Source organism: Actinosynnema pretiosum (assembly GCF_024171695.1).
Taxonomy (GTDB): Bacteria; Actinomycetota; Actinomycetes; order Mycobacteriales; family Pseudonocardiaceae; genus Actinosynnema; species Actinosynnema pretiosum.
This window is the reverse complement of the sequence record NZ_JAMTCF010000021.1, coordinates 19,731-33,407: the sequence shown is the minus strand read 5'-3', so window position 1 is coordinate 33,407 and position 13,677 is coordinate 19,731. Positions and strand designations below refer to the sequence as shown.

Genomic DNA, 13,677 nt, shown 5'->3' with positions numbered 1-13,677 from the left:
TTGATCACATCGCGCAACGAGGTTCGCACGCTACGTCCGTCACCCGGTTGCAGTAGAGGAGGGGTGATGCAGGACCTCGCCACGCTGCTCACGGCGATCGCCGGACTGGTCACCGCTCTCGGTGGGGCGTTCGCGTTGGTCGTCTCCACCCTGCGGGTGTCCAGGCGCGAGCGCCCCGCTGCCGCGCGCCGCGTCGCCGAGGCGCTGGCAAAGGCCGCCGACGACGGCGAGATCACAGCCGACAAGCTGGCCGAGGCACTGGAGTACATGCGAGAGGAGGAGACATGACAGAGGATCGCATCGGCGCGGCCGTCCGCCAGGCCGCCGACCAGGCTCGAGACGACGCAGGACACCGCGGCATCCGCCTGGCACTGGCAGCGCTACTCGTCGGCCTGGCCGTACTCGCCGGGGCTGTCTGGTCCGGCTGGCGCAGCATCGACGCATTGCGGGACCGAGCCGACGCGAACGCGGTGGTCGCGCAACAGCTCGCCGAGCAGATCCGCGCCGACGGCGGGACCCCCGTGGTCCAACCGCCGCACCCCGCCGAGCAAGGCGCCCCCGGCCCCGCAGGGGAGCCTGGCGCTGCGGGAGAGCCTGGCCCACAAGGACCGGCCGGGCGAGACGGCCGCGACGGCGCGATACCGCCATGCCTCACCGAGCCCACGCAGTGCCGCGGCCCGACCGGGCAGCCCGGTGCCGACGGGGTGGCCGGTCCAGCGGGTGAACCCGGCACGGACGGGACACCGGGCCCCGCTGGTGAGCCCGGTCCGCCAGGACCCACCGGGCCCCCGCCGACGAGCTGGACGTGGGTCGACGCCGATGGCCGCACGCAGTCCTGCACCCGCGACCTGTCCTCAACGGACAACACCCCGACCTACACGTGCACGGCACCGTCCAACGGGCCACCGGGCACCACCACGAACACCAGGAGGACACCGTGATCTACGGAGTCGACGTATCCGCATACCAGCCGGGTTTCGACTTCGCCGCCGCGCGTTCCGAGGGCTTCGACTTCGCCTTCATCAAGGCCACCGAGGGCTCCACCTGGCGTTCACCGAACTACCACGACCAGCTCGCCCGCGCCCGGTCCGCCGGGATGCTCGTCGCCGCGTACCACTACATGCGCGGCGACGACGTGGGCGGGCAGCTCGGGAACGTGCGCGCGGTGGTGGGCACCGACGTGCCCGTGGTGCTCGACGTCGAGGACGGCGCGGGCCACCTCGGCACCATCCGGGCGCTCGTCGACCGGCTGCGCGCCGCCGGGTACCGCTCGCCGCTGATCTACCTGCCGCAGTGGTACTGGTCGGGCCGCATGGGCTCACCCGACCTGTCCGGCCTGCCGCCACTGTGGCACTCGCGCTACCCGGACAACGTGGTGCGGCGCAAGGAGCAGTTCGCCCTCGGGGGCGAGTACTGGCCCAGCTTCGGCGGGCTGCGCACCGAGATCGCCCAGTTCACCTCGTCGCTGGCCGTCGCCAACTACCCGAACGGGCGAATCGACGGCAACGCCTACCAAGGCACCCGCCAGGAACTCCAGGACCTACTAGAGGGAGAGAACATGCCCAGCGCACAGGAGATCGCGCACGCGGTCGTCGACGAGATCGAGCGACGGCGCTACGACACCGACGGCGACGGCCAGCCCGACCGGTCGATCATCAACAACACCATCCAGGGCATGTGGAGCGCACAGGGGGCCGAGGCCGCAGCGCGGGACGCGCTCGCGGCGGCACAGCGCGCCGAGGCGACGGGCGCCGGTCTCCAGGCCGCCGTGACCACGCTGGCCGAGGCCGTGGCGGCGGGCCGGTCCGACCTGACCGCCGCCGAGATCGAGGCGGCGGTGCACCGGGCGCTGACCGAGGGCCTGGTCGCCGTTGACCTGACCATCAACGCCCGCCCGACCGAGGCCGCGGAGGTGACCGGTGAGCGCTGAGCAGGTGGAGCGGTACCCGCTGCGCGGGATCGGCAAGAGGCTCGCGGCGACGCTGACCGTGCTCGGCGGCACGGTGGGCGCGCTGGCCACGGTCGGCGCGATCACCGCCGAGCAGGACAGCGCCGTGCGGGCGCTGCTGGCGGCCGTGGCCGCGCTGCTGCCCGCCGTGACGGCGGCGCTGACCGCGTTCGGCGTCGTGCGCGCGGGAGAGGAGGTCGTGACCCCGGTCGCCGACCCACGCGATGATGCAGGACGCGCGCTCAAGGCGGTCACCCCCCTTGGGGACAGTGCAACTTTCCGGCACCTCTGACCAGCAGGAAGCCCCACGCAGTCGCTGACTGCGTGGGGCTTTTCCTTCACTTTTCGACCGGCAGGGGTGGGGGACCGCCGTCGAGAGGGTCCTCCCCATCAGACAGTTCGGCTCCTTGGGATGGGCTGTCAGGCGCGGGCTCTCCGGGCGGGGAGAGTTCCACTGGAATGCCAGGAAGCCGATCGGGATGCGCCCTATAGGGCGGCAAGATCATTCGCACGATCTCCACGAACAGACTGCCCACGCCCTCCAGTAACTCCCGCAACGCGCGGATCGTCTCGACACGCTGAGACCCCTTGGTCCCGCTCAGAGCGACGGCAAGTACGAGCGCCAACCCGGCTAGGAGCACAGCGCAGACAACCCCGAGGGCCACCGTCACACCCTGTACCGGATTCGCCAAGTAGTCAGATGAGAGCACGGCGCGAGGCTAGCGCAGCCCGGCAGCAGAGGGGGCGATTCCAATTAATGACTGTGCCAGAGGAAAGTCTTCTAAGCAACTTTAAAACCTAGACATAAACACTTTCGGGTGAAAAATGTTTCGAACGCATATTAAGGACTCCCGCATCTGCTAGAAAGCGGAAGTGCAACACGAAAGTTGCGGCTTGCCCGGAAAGATGTGACCCGAACCGCAGCGGCGGGTAGAGCGCCCTTCCCCGCCAAACTGCGGCCTACAAGCGTCGACGCACGCTCAGCCGATGTGCGCCCACCGCGTCCCGGACGCAGTCCCTCGCGGGCGGGTCCGACAAGGAATTCCCGGTGCGCGAGGCGCAAATAGTGCACATCACCCCTGCCGCTCTACCCGGATAGGGCGGGTATGCTGCTGTGCATGACGACGATCAGGCAGATTGACGCCCGCATCAAATCGCTGCAAAACCGCCTTGACGAGGTCTCTGGAACGCAGGACCTCATCGTGGAGAAGATGGCGTCGGACATCGAGGAGATCCGCCGGGGGATGTCGCTCATCCTCGCCATGCTGTCGCGTGATCCCGAACTCGCCAAACTGCTCACCCCCGACACCCAGGAGCCCTCCAAGGACCAGCAGGGGTGAGCTTCACCAGCAGTTTTGCCGAAGCTCACCGTCCCCGCCGCCGGACAAGGAACCGGCGGCGGGGACGACACCAATTCAGCTCACTTCTTCTTCTTGGGGTCGGGTTCGTCAGGCTGGACCTGGTCGTTGGCGGGCTTCGGGTTCTTCTCGGTCGGGGACTTGATCGAGGCACCCTTGCTCAGACCGGTGTTCGGCCCCGTCCCCGCCTTGCCGGTTAAGTCAGAACTCGCGTTCTTCCCCTTCGGCGCTTCTTCCTTTTTTCCGTCGTCCTTGTCTTTGTCCTTTCCCACGGTTTCTCCTTCCTTCGTGCGGGATTTTCGCCTCCCGCGTGCTGGGCGTTCGTGGCGATCAGGGCGGGGGTCTGCACGGCGGTCGTACCGCGCAGACCCCCGCCCTGTCGTCCCGCAGGTCTTCCCCCTGTCGCCCTGGAGATGACCTGCGGGGAGGTGGCGCGCGGTGCCCTGGTCCGCGCGCCCGGTGTGCGCGGGCCGACAACGGGGTGATCGGCCCTGCACGAGTCGTTGTGGTCAGTGGGTCGAACGTCCTCGGGCGTCCGGGCCATCGAACGCGATCGTGCTCAGCCGGGTGAAGCGCGCGGCGTAGACGGCCACCTCGCCGGGGTCGGTCAGGACGATGCCGCCGCTCGGCGTCTCCACCAGCACCGAGGTGTCGTCGAAGATCCGGTAGCCGACCTCACGGCCCGGAGTGAGGGCGGCGTTGGGCAGGACGCCCACCAGCACATCCCTGCGGCTCTGCGCCCTGGCGATCACGTTCCGCTGGCCGGGCAGCAGGGTTGCCCACTTCGGCATGAGCAGGACGTTCTTGCGGCCGTAGACCTCTTGCGGCAGATCGGCAAGGCCGGTGAGCGCGAACACCCTCACCAGCTTGGAGCGCGCGTCCAGCTTCACCGTGTGCAGGTCCCCCGGCCACACACGCCTCGACCGCATGGTCCGGTAGCGGGTCACACTGATCGCCTGCGCGAGTTCCAGCGCCCGTGCCCCCTCGTCCCGCGGCAGGTCGTAGAGGGCGACCAGGTTCTCCACGTCGGCGGGGTCGGCCCTGGCCAACCCCCGCTCCAGTTTGGACAGCTTCCCCTGGCTGATCCCCGCGCGTTCGCCCGCGACCCTGCCGCTCATCCCCTGGTTGTGCCGACCAGCGCGCAGCAACCGCCCCAGGACGTCCTGCATGGCCGCGATCGACTTCGGCGACCTGTCGGACACCCGCGCGCCGCCCCCCTTCCCGTCGTGTCCGGGGTCCTGCGTGGTCATCGTCGCCCCCACTCCAGCAGCAGGGCCGTGGCGCTGATCGCCGGCGGGTTCGGGAGCCACACCGTCCGGTCCGGGGCGTACTGCTCCCGGCGGGCGGCGGCGATCACCTCGTGTGGCACCCGGTGCGCCCTGCCCTCGCGGACGTGCTGCACCGCCAGCGGCGCCCACCCCTCGTGGGCCCGCCCGCGCAGCAGCCCTGCGGACAGCAGCAGCACGGCGTCGACGGCCCCGGCCGCGATCGACTGGACACGGCCCGAGTCGGGCGCGGTCATCAGGGTGCCGCCGTCGCCCACCCCGAGGGGACGCAGCCACTTGTCGCTGACCACCACCCGAACCTGCTCGGCCGGGCCGGTCCACGCCGCGTCCACGTTCCGACCCCCGCCCCAGGACGCCACGCTCAGCCAGCAGTCCGGGCCGTCCCACCCGTTCTGCCAGTTCGACTCCAGCCGCAGCCTGCTCGCTGCGGTGATCAGCCCCGCACGCGCGCCCTGCTCCAGCGCCACGCCCGCCGCCAGGCGCGCCGCCGCCTCGGCGGTCTTCCGCGCCGCCGGGTCCTGGCCCAGCGCGGTGGCCAGCGCCACCGCCCACCGGCCGTCCTCGGTCACGATGTGGTGGTGGGCGTCCCGGTTCCACAGGTGCTGTCCCTGGTCGCTGGAGTGGTAGACCTGCGGGCGGGCGCGGTCAGCGACCGCGACCGTCGTCCTCGTCGCCGTCATCGCTGTTTCCATCGGTCTCCACCTCCGGGGAGAGTCCTGCCTCGGCGTGCGCTGCCCAGCGGGCCATGAAGTCGGCCTGGTCGTGGTCTCCGCGCTTGAGCGCCTGGAGAGCCTGCTTGCCCAGCCGGGCGGCGGCGGCCTTGAGTTCCTTCTCGGGGGTCAGGTCATCGGGGGTGCCGCTCACGATGCCCCCGACCGTCGCTGTCCCACCGCCGTCACCGGGGGCTCGGGTGGTTTCCCGTGCCCGTCCGGTCGTGGCAGGTCGTGCCCTCCTCGCAGCCCGGACGCCCCGCCGTCACCGGGGGCTCGGAGGTCTCGGCGGGCTCGGGCTTGTCGTTGGGCACGGTGGTTCCTCTCCGGGTAGGGCTGGCCGATGGAGCAGGGCCAGCAGTTCACCCCGGCTCACGGCCGGGAAGGTGTTCCTGCTCAGGACGGGATAGACCGGGTTCTCCAGCAGATCGGCCACGTCGTCGCCGATGACGTCCATCTCCACGGTCGGGGCGTCGTCGAACCACACCGCGCCCGCGCCCGCGTCGACGTCCGCGCGGGGTTCCTGCCGCGGCCACACCGGCACCGCCTCCGAGCGCGGGCGACGCGGGGCCGGTGGCGCGGGCGGGCGGTGGCGCGCGACGAGGTCGGCCACGGTCAGCGCGTGCGGACGACCTTCCAGCCCGTGCCGCCTCACTGCGGCACCTCACCCCAGTTGATCGCCTCCACCTCGTCGGCGAGCTGACCGCGCCGCCCTTCCCGCTTGCGCTGCTCGTAGGCTTTGCCCGCAGGTGTGGGGGACTCGGCGGCGTTCTGCTTGCCGAGCGCGTGGTTCCAGCACGGCGTGCAGGTCTCCTCCGCGTGCTGCGCCGACATCAGGTCGGCGACAGGCACGCGGATCGCGCACCACGTCATCGGGCGCGTGGACCACTGCGTGATCGGGTTGGGCAGCAGGTGGTTTTTGGCCGGGGCGTGCTCGTCGTCGGGGTGCTGCATCACCAGCATCCACTGCCACCCCTGCGGGGCGGATGTGCCCAACATCAGGCCCGCCCCCTCGTCGCCGCTGCGGCGGGAGGGCTACCGGGAGGACACCCTCCCGCCGCAAGGGTCCCCACCGTCCGCCCGGTAGGTGAGGGCTGCTGGCCACATCGGGCGGCCAGCAGCGTGGGAGCGGCGGGGACGTGAGTCGGGGGACAGGAGGACGCCCCCGCCGCTTTAACTGTCGACGTGGACGAAGAGGAACCGCCCGTCGACGGCCCGCGATAGCTGCGAGTGCTCATGCAGTCATCGCGGGCGGGACCACTGCCCGCAGGTGTGACGAGCGCGCGGGCAGCGGTACCAACCACATGTCGCCGGGTTTGAGGGGAGGTGACCGGCGGCTTGTGGAGCTGGTGGGAACCAAGTGCATGGAGGTCCGCCAGGATGGCCGCGAACCGGTGTCGGCGTAGCCGTACGCGCAGCCTCCAGCGCCATACCGCAACGAACAGGCCGAGTCCCACGGGCAGGACCAACAGGACTGCGGTCTCGGGCGGTGTCGAGTTCATGTCACGCCTTCCCCAGTGAGACGTTGAGACCCCGGCCCGCGTCCGGCATGGGCAACTGTGACCTCGCGCGGGCCGGGGGCGAGGCCGCTCGCTCCGGCGCTCAGCCCCGCAAACTTAACGGTAAATCTTACCGGTAACTTTTGCTAGTACTCCGAACGGGGGACGTGTCGTCACGGTAGGTGTTGACCATCGTGGTCACCCGGATGTTGCACACTGTTCCTGGTGTCTCAGACGTCAGGAGCGAAGCAGTGGGCAAGGAGCCGTCACCAGTCCTCTACAAGGCTGAGCTTGGACGGGCAATGCGACGAGCGCGCGAAGCGGCGGGGCTCACCCGTGATGCGGTCGCAGACAAGCTTGGTTGCTCGCTCTCGAAAATCACGACGATCGAGTTGGGCAAGGTCGCAGTCCGGAGGCTGGACTTGCCGGTCTTGCTTGACCTGTACGGACTGGAAGGGCAAGAGCGCTCGGATCTGGAACACCTGGCCGAGTCCGCCCGTCAGCGCAATACGCACGCACCCTGGGCGGCGGTCATCCCCGAGCGGCTGCGGAGATTCTTCGCGACTGAAGAAACCTCGGACGTGATCACCACCTACCAGCCCGGCTTGTTGCATGGCTTGGTGCAGACCGAAAGCTATGCCCGTGCCGTGATCATCAGCAGCAATCCTTCGCTCACGCCGCTAGAGGTAGAGCAGATTGTTCAATCGCGCCTTGCTCGACAGGCGCTGCTCACCGGTGACTCGCCCCCAAAAATCACTTTGGTGATCGACGAGCACGTCCTGCGCATCCCGGTTGGCGGGCGAAAAGTGATGCGGGAACAGCTCAATCACCTTGCGGCGCAAGCGGCTGCGGGGTTGGTTCACCTTCGGGTGATTCCCACCGCAATCGGCGCGCATCCAGGGCTGGGCGTGCCACCGTTCATGCTGCTCACTCCGACGGGTAGTGACAGTCCTACCTGCTACATCGAGACGTTCGCGGATGGAATCTTCGTGGATGGTCCCGACCGGCTGTCTCAGTATCAGAATCTACTCACCGAAATGCAGCTGGTAGCACTGTCGGAGGAAGAGTCTTTGTCGCTGGTTGCTATCGTTGCCGAGCAACTGTGACCTCAAGGAGGCAGGCATGACAACTGAGGTGGTGGGGTGGCGCTGGCGAAAGAGCAGCAGGTCGAACGGCGGCGGTGGCGCCTGCGTGGAAATTGGGCTCAGTACCAATGACAACGTGAGTTCAAGGGCTGTGAGGGACTCGAAGAACCCTGACGGTGGAACCTTGATCTTCAACAGGGGCACCGCAGCTCGGTTCATCGCTAGCTTGCGGTCAGGGCAGCTGGACCGCTGAGCCGCGTCTGACGGCGACCCCGACGCTAAGAACGTCGGGGTCGCCGCACTGCCGGAGCCATCTGTACCGGATCTTTACCCGCAACGTCTCGCGGTGCTACGTCGCTGGTCATGGCTTGGTCCACATAGAGTGCTTCACTTGTCGTTGTAGTACAACTTGGCGTCCGGATCGGCCGCGTGGGCGGCGCGGAACGCGTCGGCGATGTACCCGTCGCCGAGCTTGCGCTGCCAGAACTCCTGCCGCCGGGCGCCGTCCTCGGCGAACGCCTCGTTCACCACGTCCCAGGCGATCACCTTCCCCCGGTAGTGGCCCGCGACGGCGGTGATGTGGTCGATCATCGCCTGGTGCAGGTCGGCGGGCTCCAGGGCCTTGACCCACTCGGGGGTCTGGCTGTGCCACACGAGCGTGTGGCCGCGCACCCGCTGCCCGGCCGCGACCCCGCCCGCCACGACCTGGTCGCCCGGCCCGAAGTTGAAGGCTCCCCGCGCGGGTTCGGTGGTGTCCCACTTCAGCTCGTTGCCGGGTGTGAGCACGCCCGCCTCGCGCGCGCTGAGGTCCCGGTACGCCGGGTCGTTCAGCTCGCTGACGATCATGGCGTTGCCGAAGTACTTGCCCTTGGCCGCCGCGAGGTCGCGCAGCGGCGCGGCGTCCGGGGCCGGAGCGGTCGCGGGGAGCGCCGCCCCACCGCCCGGTGCGGCCAGCGCGCCCGGAGCGCTCAAACCCGGCAACGCGGCCAGCGCCGCCACAGCCAGGGTGCCGATCCACTTCGTCGTGCCCATCGACCACACCTCCCAGTTGCCCGCAACAGGAACTGGGAGCGCTCCCAGGAAGGGACGCTAGCAGCTCGGACAGCCCCGTGGAACACCCCCGGTGCGGACTTCCCGCAAGTCCCGACCACCGCGCGCCCGCCGGTCGTGCACCCGCCCCGGCGCCCGGTTAGCGTCGCAAGATGACACAGGCAGTCGTGGTGGGAGCCGGTCTGGCCGGGTTGAGCGCCGCTCGCGAGCTCGCGGACGCCGGAGTCCGCGTCACCGTCCTGGAAGCCGCCGACGCCCCCGGCGGGCGCGTGCGCACCGACGTGGTCGACGGCGTGCCCCTGGACCGGGGCTTCCAGATCCTGCTCCCCGCCTACCCCGAACTCGCGCGCCTCGACCTGGCCCGCCTCGACCTGCGCCCGTTCCGCCCAGGGGTCTTCGTCGAGGACGACGGCCGCCACGACCTCCTCGCCGACCCCCGCCAGGGCCGCCACGCCTGGCAGGGCCTGCTGCGCCAGCACGTCCTCACCGCCCCCGACCTCGCCCGCCTCGCCGCGCTGACCGCCCGCGCCGCCCTCGCCCCCGACCTGCGCCCGCCCGACCTCGCCACCCGCGACGCGCTGGCCGCCTTCTCCCCGTCCGCGCTGGAGAAGCTCTTCCGCCCCTTCCTGTCCGGCGTCTTCCTGGAGGACCGCCTGGACACCTCGTCCCGCTTCTTCCGCCTGGTCTGGCGCTGCTTCGCGCTCGGCGGCGCGGCCCTGCCCGCGCGCGGGGTCCAAGCCCTGCCCGACCTGCTCGCCGAGGGCCTGGACGTGCGCACCGGCCAGCGGGTCGCCGCCGTGCGCGGACCGCGCGTGGAGCTGGAGGGCGGCGAGCGCGTCGAGGCCGACGCGGTGGTCGTCGCGACCGACGGCGACACCGCCGCCCGCCTGCTGCCCGGTGTCGCCGCGCCGCGCTGGAACTCCGTCACCACCTGGTACTTCCGCCCGGACGAACCGCCGCTGCGCGACCCGGCGCTCGTCGTCGGCGCCGGTCGGGCGATCAACTCGGCCGTCATCTCCGAGGTCGTGCCGCGACCCGTTCCGGTGGTGCAGGTTTCAACCCCCCACCCGCTGGCCGAATCCGAGGTGCGTGCCGAACTCCGCGCGCTCTACGGCACCGCCACCGCCGGGTGGGAGGTGCTGGCCCGCTGCGAGATCCCCCGCGCCCTCCCCGCGATGCCCGCGCCGCACCCGCTGCGCCGCCCGGTCCGGGCCGGCGGCGGCTACGTGTGCGGCGACCACCGCGACACCTCGTCCATCCAGGGCGCGCTGTTCTCCGGTCGCCGGGCCGCGCGGGCGGTCCTCACCGACCTCGGCCTGCGGGAAAGCCAGCGCTGACAACCTTTTCCGGCCTGGCTCGTTAGTCACGGGGGACGTCCCACCGCGCGGCGCCGAGGACCCTGACGACTCCGGAGCGGTCGCGTCGGGCGCGTCCCACGACAGACCACGAACCCCTGAGGAGACACCACAGTGACCGACCTGTCACGTCGGAGCGTGCTGCGCGGGGCCTTCGCCGCGGGCGCCGCCGCACTCGCTGCGGGCGCCGTCGTCCGGACCGCGCAAGCGACCCCCGCCACCGGTCCCGCCGCGCTCGCCGCGGGCCGGAGCACCCGACCCGTCGGCCCGGCGTCCACGCACCTGTCCGTCGCCTCCGGCGGTGGCCGCTGGCGCACCCGCACCGCGTCCGGCTGGGGCGACTGGCGCACCCTGGCCTCCTGCCCGGCGGGCCACGAGAACCCGGCGCACGCGCGCGCCCTGCTGCCGCTGGGGCCCGGTGTGGTCGAGTACGAGGTCGACGTCCCCACCGCCACCTCGGTCACCGAGCTGAGCACCTCGGGCGCCACCGCACGCTCGACCGGGGAGGCCAGGATCGCCGGGCGCGCCACCGGGAAGCAGTACTTCCCGCGCGCCGCCTGGGGCGCCGACGAGTCGCTGCGCTTCCGCGAGGACGGCTCGGAGGCCTTCCCCGCCGCGTACTTCCCGGTGCAGACCCTGACCGTGCACCACACCGCGCTGCCCGTCGGCGCGGACCCGGCGGCCGACATCCGCGCGATCTACCGGGACCACGCCGTCAACCAGGACTTCGGCGACATCGGCTACCACCTGCTGATCGACCCGCAGGGCGGCGTCTACGAGGGCCGCTGGTCCGGGACCGACCAGCTCCCGGTGTTCGGCGAACCCGACGGCGGGGCGCCGCGGATGTCCAACGGGGCGCACGTGGGCGGCTACAACGCGGGCAACGTCGGCGTCTGCGTCATGGGCGACTTCACCACCGAGCCGCCGAGCGCGCAGGCGGTCGACTCGCTGGTGGCCGTGCTGGCCGCCATCAGCAAGGCGTGCGGGCTGGACCCGTTGGGGCGCAAGGACCACGTGAACCCGATCAGCGGCGCGACGAAGTCCGTGGACACCATCTCCGGCCACCGCGACTGGCTGGCCACCCAGTGCCCCGGCGAGCGGTTCTTCCCGGAGCTGGCGGGGATCCGCGCCGAGGTGGCGAAGCGGGTGAGCGGGTACTGATCCCGCCCGGCCCCGCGCGGAACCTCCCGCGCGGGGCCGCCTCGCGTCCACAGTGGACTCAAAGTGGCGGGTCGGTGCGGACCGGTTCCCGTGCCCGACGCGCACCGGGGCCGCCGCACGGGAAGCAGCCTGCGCGCGGGCTCCGCAGGCTCGGCCCGGTCGGTGGTGAGCGCGCCTTGCCGCAGCGGACCGCCGACCGACGTCAGGACCGCCCGGCCGCGACCGGAACCCGGTCCGCCTAGGGGCGAAGCCCCGGACCGGGTTCGCCGCCACCGGAAACCGCGGCGCCCGCGCGCGACGGCCCGAGGTCCGCCGGACCCGCGACCGCTCCGGGGGCGCCACCGGCCCGCGTCCCCGACCACGCCGCCCACAGCGTCGCGTACCGCCCGCCCACCGCCAGGAGCGCCGCGTGCGTCCCGCTCTCCACGACCCGCCCGGCCTCCAGCACCACCACCCGGTCCGCCTCGGCGGCCTGCGTCAACCGGTGCGCCACCAGCAACCCCGTGCGCCCGTCCAGCGCCCGCGCCGCCGCGACCTCCAGCTCCCCGGCGCCCGCGCTGCCCGCCTCCGCCGTCGCCTCGTCCAGCACCGCCACCGGCGGGTCCGCCAGCACCAGCCGCGCCAGCGCCAACTGCTGCGCCTGCGCCGCCGTCACCCGCCGCCCGCCCTCGCCGACCACGGTCTCCAGCCCCTCGGGCAGCGCCCGCGCCCACCGCAGCGCGCCCACCCGCTCCAGCGCCTCCTCGACGTCCGCCACCGACGCGCCCGGCCGCGCCAACCGCAGGTCCTCCACCAGCGGCCCGGCGAACACGTGCACCTCCTGCGTGATCAGCGCGACCGATCGCGCCGCCCGCTCCAGCGGAGCCCCGCCGACGAGCACCGTGCCGGACGTCGGCCGGTGCACCCCCGCGATGATCTTCGCCAGGGTGGTCTTGCCCGCGCCGGACGCGCCGACCAGCGCCACCCGCTCACCGGGCTTCACCTCCAGGTCCACCCCGCGCACCACCGGGTGCCCCGCCACGTACTCGTGCCCCACCCCGGCCAGCGACACCCCGGCGTCGCCGGGCGCGGGAAGTCCCGGCGCGGCAACGGGATCGTGTGCGGCGAGGGGATCGGGGGAGTCGGGACCGGCGGGAGCGCCCGCCGGAGCGCTCGTGCTCGCTGCGGAACCCGCGCCCGCCGAGGAGTCCGCCCGCTCGTCAGTCCGCTCGTCCGCCACCCCCACCAGCCGCGCCAGCGACGCGGACGCGGCCTGCGCGTCGTCGGCCAGCGCGAGCGCGGCGTTGATCGGGTTGAACAGCCCGTGGAAGTACAGCGCCGCCGCCGTGGCGGCCCCCACCGTCACCGAACCGCCCTGCACCAACCAGAACCCCACCACCAGCAGCCCGCCGAGCCCGACGAACTCGGCCGCGTTGAGCCTGCCGTAGAACCGGGTCAGCAGCCTGATCCCGCGCAGCGCCAGGGACACCGCCTCGTCCGACCGCTCCCGCACCCGCTCCGCGTGCCGCTCGGCCAGCCCGAACGCCCGCACCGTCGCCGCCCCGCCGATCGAGTCCAGCAGTTGCTGCTGCTGCGCCCCGACCGCCACCCGCTGCGCCGCGTACAGCCGCACCGCCCGCCCGCCGTACCACCGCACGGTGTGCGCCTGGATGGGCGCGGCCAGCAGCACCGGGATCAGGAACCGCCAGTCCAGCACCCCGATCCCGACCACGGTCAGCCCGATCGTCAGCGCCGACCGCGCCATCACCGGCAGCGCGTTGCGCACCCCGTCCGCGACCACCTGCACGTCCCGCGTCACCCGCGAGGTCAGGTCGCCCGCCCCGGCCTCCTCGACCCGCTCCAGCGGCAGCAGCAGCGCCCGCTCCACGAACCGCTCCCGCAGCCGCGCCAGCACTCCCTCGCCGAGCCGCGCCACCAGCGTCACCCCGACCGCCGCGCACGCCCCCTGCGCCACCGCCACGCACGCCAGCGCCACCACCGGCCAGGTGATCGCCTCCGGCCCGCGCCCGGCGCCGACCAGGTCGACGATCCGGCCGAGCAGGGGAGCGGTGGCCAGGCCGACCGCGGCGCCGGTGAACAGCACCGAGAACGCCGCCACCGCGAGCTTCCAGCGCGGCGCGACCAGTTCGCCGAGCGCGGCGCGCACGCGGGCGGGTGAGGCGATCGGGAGGAGCTTTCGGGTCACCGCGCACCGCCGGTCGTCGCAGGGATCACTGGCACGAAAG

16 protein-coding genes are annotated in these 13,677 nt (G+C 72.0%); 8 read left to right on the top strand and 8 right to left on the bottom strand.

Translation table 11 applies throughout. The annotated features are described in order from the left end of the window. Positions 1–63 precede the first annotated feature (63 nt). The 4 genes from LV78_RS33220 (at position 64) to LV78_RS33205 (ending at position 3,288) form a co-directional block, all read left to right on the top strand. Positions 64–288, top strand: coding sequence for a hypothetical protein (locus tag LV78_RS33220; RefSeq protein ID WP_253849976.1), 225 nt, complete (start codon positions 64–66; stop codon positions 286–288). A gap of 649 nt (positions 289–937) precedes the next feature. Next, positions 938–1,930 carry a glycoside hydrolase family 25 protein gene (locus LV78_RS33215; RefSeq protein WP_096497988.1) on the top strand — a complete coding sequence of 331 codons (993 nt, stop codon included), beginning with the start codon at positions 938–940 and terminating at the stop codon, positions 1,928–1,930. Next, complete coding sequence (locus tag LV78_RS33210; protein ID WP_096495955.1) at positions 1,920–2,240, top strand: hypothetical protein; 321 nt, start codon at positions 1,920–1,922, stop codon at positions 2,238–2,240. Before LV78_RS33215 ends, LV78_RS33210 begins: the two co-directional genes overlap by 11 nt. 826 nt (positions 2,241–3,066) lie before the next feature. Continuing rightward, the gene (locus tag LV78_RS33205) at positions 3,067–3,288 is read left to right on the top strand and encodes a hypothetical protein (RefSeq protein WP_157767841.1); all 222 of its coding nucleotides are present in this window, start codon (positions 3,067–3,069) and stop codon (positions 3,286–3,288) included. 80 nt (positions 3,289–3,368) lie between these two features. Here LV78_RS33205 and LV78_RS33200 read toward each other — a convergent pair whose 3' ends face one another. The 6 genes from LV78_RS33200 to LV78_RS33175 form a co-directional block, all read right to left on the bottom strand. Beyond that, positions 3,369–3,578: a hypothetical protein gene (locus tag LV78_RS33200; protein WP_157767840.1), complete on the bottom strand. Its 210-nt coding sequence runs from the start codon at positions 3,576–3,578 to the stop codon at positions 3,369–3,371. Between the two features lie 237 nt (positions 3,579–3,815). Beyond that, complete coding sequence (locus tag LV78_RS33195) at positions 3,816–4,556, bottom strand: Scr1 family TA system antitoxin-like transcriptional regulator (protein ID WP_096495953.1); 741 nt, start codon at positions 4,554–4,556, stop codon at positions 3,816–3,818. Further along, positions 4,553–5,272 carry a hypothetical protein gene (locus tag LV78_RS33190; RefSeq protein ID WP_096495952.1) on the bottom strand — a complete coding sequence of 240 codons (720 nt, stop codon included), beginning with the start codon at positions 5,270–5,272 and terminating at the stop codon, positions 4,553–4,555. Before LV78_RS33190 ends, LV78_RS33195 begins: the two co-directional genes overlap by 4 nt. Then, positions 5,238–5,456, bottom strand: a complete 219-nt coding sequence (locus tag LV78_RS33185) for a hypothetical protein (RefSeq protein WP_096495951.1) — start codon at positions 5,454–5,456, stop codon at positions 5,238–5,240. The genes LV78_RS33190 and LV78_RS33185 overlap by 35 nt, the downstream gene beginning before the upstream one ends. Positions 5,457–5,567: 111 nt before the next feature. Next, entirely contained in the window at positions 5,568–5,957 is a 390-nt protein-coding gene (locus tag LV78_RS33180; protein ID WP_096495950.1) for a hypothetical protein, read from the bottom strand. Continuing rightward, positions 5,954–6,301, bottom strand: coding sequence for a hypothetical protein (locus LV78_RS33175; RefSeq protein WP_157767839.1), 348 nt, complete (start codon positions 6,299–6,301; stop codon positions 5,954–5,956). The genes LV78_RS33180 and LV78_RS33175 overlap by 4 nt, the downstream gene beginning before the upstream one ends. 682 nt (positions 6,302–6,983) lie before the next feature. Between LV78_RS33175 and LV78_RS33170 the strand changes: the two genes are divergently transcribed. Together LV78_RS33170 and LV78_RS33165 are read left to right on the top strand one after the other, a co-directional pair. Further along, positions 6,984–7,907, top strand: coding sequence for a helix-turn-helix domain-containing protein (locus LV78_RS33170; RefSeq protein WP_096495948.1), 924 nt, complete (start codon positions 6,984–6,986; stop codon positions 7,905–7,907). 16 nt (positions 7,908–7,923) lie between these two features. Next, positions 7,924–8,139: a DUF397 domain-containing protein gene (locus LV78_RS33165; RefSeq protein ID WP_096495947.1), complete on the top strand. Its 216-nt coding sequence runs from the start codon at positions 7,924–7,926 to the stop codon at positions 8,137–8,139. Positions 8,140–8,273: 134 nt separating this feature from the next. Here LV78_RS33165 and LV78_RS33160 read toward each other — a convergent pair whose 3' ends face one another. Continuing rightward, on the bottom strand, positions 8,274–8,918 hold the full coding sequence (locus LV78_RS33160) for an endo-1,4-beta-xylanase (protein WP_253849975.1): 645 nt from the start codon (positions 8,916–8,918) through the stop codon (positions 8,274–8,276). A 170-nt stretch (positions 8,919–9,088) separates the two neighbouring features. Here LV78_RS33160 and LV78_RS33155 point away from each other — a divergent pair, with 170 nt between their 5' ends. Continuing rightward, positions 9,089–10,273 carry an NAD(P)/FAD-dependent oxidoreductase gene (locus tag LV78_RS33155; protein WP_253849974.1) on the top strand — a complete coding sequence of 395 codons (1,185 nt, stop codon included), beginning with the start codon at positions 9,089–9,091 and terminating at the stop codon, positions 10,271–10,273. 132 nt (positions 10,274–10,405) lie between these two features. Continuing rightward, positions 10,406–11,452: a peptidoglycan recognition protein family protein gene (locus tag LV78_RS33150; protein ID WP_253849973.1), complete on the top strand. Its 1,047-nt coding sequence runs from the start codon at positions 10,406–10,408 to the stop codon at positions 11,450–11,452. A 238-nt stretch (positions 11,453–11,690) separates the two neighbouring features. Here the strand turns inward: LV78_RS33150 and LV78_RS33145 are convergent, their stop codons facing one another. Next, positions 11,691–13,637 (bottom strand): ABC transporter ATP-binding protein, encoded by a 1,947-nt coding sequence (locus LV78_RS33145; protein WP_253849972.1) that lies wholly within the window; start codon positions 13,635–13,637, stop codon positions 11,691–11,693. Positions 13,638–13,677: the final 40 nt, after the last annotated feature.

Bases quoted from the DNA above. Each gene is read 5' to 3' on its own strand.
- LV78_RS33155 (WP_253849974.1), top strand. From the start codon at position 9,089: ATGACACAGGCAGTCGTGGTGGGAGCCGGTCTGGCCGGGTTGAGCGCC.
- LV78_RS33160 (WP_253849975.1), bottom strand. From the start codon at position 8,918: ATGGGCACGACGAAGTGGATCGGCACCCTGGCTGTGGCGGCGCTGGCC.
- LV78_RS33175 (WP_157767839.1), bottom strand. From the start codon at position 6,301: ATGTTGGGCACATCCGCCCCGCAGGGGTGGCAGTGGATGCTGGTGATG.
- LV78_RS33165 (WP_096495947.1), top strand. From the start codon at position 7,924: ATGACAACTGAGGTGGTGGGGTGGCGCTGGCGAAAGAGCAGCAGGTCG.
- LV78_RS33205 (WP_157767841.1), top strand. From the start codon at position 3,067: ATGACGACGATCAGGCAGATTGACGCCCGCATCAAATCGCTGCAAAAC.
- LV78_RS33190 (WP_096495952.1), bottom strand. From the start codon at position 5,272: ATGACGGCGACGAGGACGACGGTCGCGGTCGCTGACCGCGCCCGCCCG.
- LV78_RS33195 (WP_096495953.1), bottom strand. From the start codon at position 4,556: ATGACCACGCAGGACCCCGGACACGACGGGAAGGGGGGCGGCGCGCGG.